Genomic DNA, 4,216 nt, shown 5'->3' with positions numbered 1-4,216 from the left:
AGGCAAAATGATCCATGCCTATTTCTTCATAGCCGGCATTAATCAATAGCTCCCTGCCCCATTCGTACTGGTGACGCTTTTCTTCCGGGGTGGGTAGATCGGATTTTTTAAATCCGCGTTGTCCGCTGCCCTTCAACCAGGGGACATGGGCATAACTGTAGAAAGCGATACGATCAGGCATCAGGGATTTGGTCATTACCACGGAAGCCTCCACATGCGATAAATGCTGATAGGGAAGACCGTAAATCAGGTCGTGTCCTACAGAAGTGTAGCCAATTTCGCGGGCCCAGTTCGTTACATTTTTCACATTTCCATAGGGCTGGATACGATGTATGGCCTGTTGCACAGATTTGCTGTAATCCTGAATACCAAAACTTACCCTCCGGAACCCCAGGTTATAAAGGGTTTGCATGTGTTCCTTAGTAGTATTGTTGGGATGCCCCTCAAAACTGAATTCATAATCCTCCGCACGGTCCGCACAACGGAAGAGGCCGTTAATCAGCATTTCCAGGTGTTCCGAAGAAAAGAAGGTTGGGGTTCCTCCGCCCAGGTGAAGTTCCTTTACCAGAGGTCGGGAACCAAAAAGATCACAGTACAAACGCCATTCACGAAGTACTGCCTTGATATAGGGCAATTCCACTTCATGCCGCTTGGTTATCCGTTTATGGCAACCACAAAACGTGCAAAGGCTCTCACAGAACGGCAGGTGGATATAGACACTGATCCCCTGTTCCAGATTGCTTTCATCAAAACTCACCTTCAAGGTCTCCTTCCAGCGCTTGCCAGAAAAGGCATCCATGTCCCAGTAGGGAACGGTAGGATAACTGGTATAGCGGGGACCCGGGACGTTATATTTGGCAATTAAACTGGGCATATGTGGCTGTTTCTAACAAAGCTAATTTCTTTAGCTCCTGCAAAAAATGATAAAAATCAGTTTATCTTATCGTTAAAAATGGGATCTATATCCGTTCTTCCTTTCCATTTGGCCCATAAATCCTATTTTTGCCACCAGAAATGGAGACTATGACACTGCTACTCATGGCTGCCGGTAAGGGCAGCCGATATGGAAAGCTAAAACAATTCGACGGCCTAGGGCCTAACGAGGAATTCCTCATGGAATTCAGCATTTACGACGCTCTGCAAAACGGGTTCAACCACATTGTGGTGATCACCCAAAAGGCCAATGTGGAATTTTTACGGGATTATCTCAGCCCGCGGCTTCCGGAGCACGTAAAACTCGATGTACTCGCCCAGGAGCTTAATGACCTTCCTGAGGGCGTTACCTTCAATGGGGAACGGGCGAAACCCTGGGGAACAGCGCATGCGGTATGGACGGCCCGCGAAGTGATCGATGCTCCTTTTGTGGTGATCAACGCCGACGACTACTATGGAAAGAACGCCTATCAGAATGCTGCGCGTTTTATAAAGAATCAGAAGGGTGGCAATGCATTTGGACTGGTAGCCTATACACTCAAGGATACACTGTCTGAACATGGATCGGTATCGCGTGGGGTTTGTGAACAAAACGGCAGCCACCTCGTATCGGTTATAGAACGGACCAAAATTGAAGCTCAGGACGATGGTATTGTGGATACCGATTCCGGGATACGCTTTAGCGGAGAAGAATTGGTGAGCATGAACTTTTGGGTCTGTCATCCCTCGATTTTTGAACGAATTACCGATGACCTCAAAGCCTTTATCTCATCCGGGGAAAATCTGGAACGGGGAGAAATTTACCTGCCCTTTGTGATCCAGGCCATGCTGCAGGAAAAAGAAGCCCAGGTAGAGGTCATTCCGTCCGAAAGCATGTGGTTCGGTGTTACCTATCTGGACGATAAAGAAAAGGCCATGAACGCTTTACGGGAAATGACCCGGGCGGGAGGGTACCAAAGTCCCCTTTGGCCCCTTGTAGTATCCTAAACAAACGTACTTATGCGCAATGGGGAATTGAAAAAGGTGCTCGAAAATTTCCCTATTCCTTTGGATACTACCCAAATTGTACCCCAGCGCCAGGGGTACATCAATCGTACCTTCACCCTTTACTACGCTAAGAGGCCCCGATACATCCTCCAGCACATCAATACCCGTGTTTTTACCAATGTTGGGGCACTTATGGATAATCTGGTAAAGGCCTTGCCTTACCTGAATGACCCCCGATATACGGGACCGGAAATCATTCAAACACGAGAGGGTAATTCCTACCTGCTACTAGAAGACGGAAGCTGCTGGCGATTGATGACCTACGTCCCCGAGAGCATTAGCTACCCCTATTGTCCGAGTGCAGAAACAGCCAGGGAGGCCGGAAAAATCCTGGGTATCTTTCACAAGCTACTGGACAGGGCAAATCCGAGGGAGTTCCAGGAAAGCCTACCCGGTTTCCAGCAACTGGAGCTGCGGGTGAAACAGTTCAGAACGGCATTGGAAAAAGTAAATCCGGAACGGAAAATCCAGGCGGAAGAAGCCATCGCCTATGCCAGTAGTGCTTCGGCAACCTTGCTTTCCGGGGAGGATCACCTCCTCCCTTTGAGAGTGTGCCACAACGACACCAAAATGAGCAATTTCCTCTTTTCCAATAAGGATGGTAGGGGGTTATGTCTGATTGATCTGGACACGATAATGCCCGGGTATTTCCATTACGATTTTGGCGATGCCCTGAGGACCATAGCCAACACCGTGCCTGAAGAAGAAGCCGATCCGGATAAGATCGTGTTTAACCGTGATTACTGCGAAGCCTTTGTTGCCGGTCTCAGCAATACGGCCAGTTTCCTTAGCCGGAAAGAAATAGACTGCCTGCCCGTTGGGGCCCAACTGATGCCGTTTTTGCACGGCATCCGTGCCCTTACCGACTACCTTATGGGAGATGTGTATTATCAGGTCAGGTACCCCAGACAAAATCTCGACAGATCATTGGGACTATTTCGGTTTGCCGCCCTGGCAAAAGAAGAAACTCCTTTTATGACAGCCCTTCTAAAGAAGTATTTCCCAAAGGAATAAGCTGCTATTTAAATGCAGGATGGCCGGTTATATCTGCTCCCGTAATCAGGAGGTGGATATCGTGGGTCCCCTCATAGGTGATCACAGATTCGAGGTTCATCATATGGCGCATAATACTGTATTCGCCTGTAATTCCCATTCCGCCAAGCACCTGTCTGGCCTCCCTGGCAATGTTGATTGCCATCTCAACATTGTTCCGTTTGGCCATGGAAATCTGAGCCGTTGTGGCCCTTCCCTCATTCTTGAGCTGTCCCAAACGGAAGGCCAACAACTGGGCTTTGGTGATCTCTGTGATCATTTCAGCCAGTTTTTTCTGTTGCAATTGGAAGGCAGCTATAGGTTTTCCAAATTGCACGCGTTCTTTGGCGTAACGCAAGGCCGTATCATAACAATCCATGGCAGCACCTATGGCCCCCCATGCGATACCGTAACGGGCTGAATCCAGACAACCAAGTGGAGCGCCCAAACCATTTTTGCCGGGCAAAAGGTTCTCTTTGGGGACTTTTACATTGTCAAAAATGAGTTCCCCGGTGGCCGAAGCGCGCAGCGACCATTTATTGTGGGTTTCCGGGGTAGAGAATCCTTCCATACCGCGTTCTACGATCAGGCCGTGGATCCTTCCCTCCTCGTTTTTCGCCCAGACGATGGCAATGTCTGCAAAGGGGGAATTGGAGATCCAAAGTTTCGCCCCATTGAGCAGGTAATGGTCACCCTTGTCCTTGAAATTGGTGACCATACCCCCAGGATTAGAACCATGGTCCGGTTCAGTAAGCCCAAAACAACCCATGAGTTCCCCGGTAGCCAATTTAGGCAGGTATTTTTTACGTTGTTCTTCCGACCCATAGGTAAAAATGGGGTACATCACCAATGAGGATTGTACAGATGCCGTGGACCGTACTCCACTGTCTCCCCTTTCGATTTCCTGCATGATCAGGCCGTAGCTGATCTGATCGAGGCCTGCACCTCCGTATTCAACAGGGATATACGGCCCGAAGGCACCAATTTCGGCAAGGCCGTTTAGGATCTGAGTAGGAAATTCCGCTTTTTGGGCGTATTCCTCAATGATAGGGGATATATCGCGTTTTACCCAACTGCGGGCAGCATCACGAACCAGCTTATGTTCCTCGCTCAGGAGGTCGTCTAAATTATAATAATCAGGAGCTTCAAAAAGGTCGGGTTTCATACCATATATTTTGGACAAAGGTACTTAAAGCACCCCTTT

General features: G+C 48.8%; 4 protein-coding genes. 2 read left to right on the top strand and 2 right to left on the bottom strand.

What is annotated here, in order from left to right; genetic code table 11:
- Positions 1-874 (bottom strand): coproporphyrinogen-III oxidase family protein (locus tag AC4E7D_RS12250; RefSeq protein ID WP_490174078.1); only part of this gene is annotated, 874 nt, incomplete at its 3' end.
- Positions 875-1,023: 149 nt separating this feature from the next.
- Between AC4E7D_RS12250 and AC4E7D_RS12245 the strand changes: the two genes are divergently transcribed.
- Together AC4E7D_RS12245 and AC4E7D_RS12240 are read left to right on the top strand one after the other, a co-directional pair.
- Positions 1,024-1,920, top strand: a complete 897-nt coding sequence (locus AC4E7D_RS12245) for a nucleotidyltransferase family protein (protein ID WP_490174077.1) — start codon at positions 1,024-1,026, stop codon at positions 1,918-1,920.
- 12 nt (positions 1,921-1,932) lie between these two features.
- A complete protein-coding gene (locus AC4E7D_RS12240; protein WP_490174076.1) occupies positions 1,933-2,994 on the top strand; it encodes a phosphotransferase enzyme family protein in 1,062 nt (353 codons plus the stop codon).
- Between the two features lie 4 nt (positions 2,995-2,998).
- Here the strand turns inward: AC4E7D_RS12240 and AC4E7D_RS12235 are convergent, their stop codons facing one another.
- A complete protein-coding gene (locus AC4E7D_RS12235; RefSeq protein WP_490174075.1) occupies positions 2,999-4,177 on the bottom strand; it encodes an acyl-CoA dehydrogenase family protein in 1,179 nt (392 codons plus the stop codon).
- Positions 4,178-4,216: the final 39 nt, after the last annotated feature.

This window comes from Lentiprolixibacter sp. (genome assembly GCF_982873095.1).
Note: the sequence above shows the minus strand (reverse complement) of the source record. Positions and strands in the feature narration are given on the sequence as shown.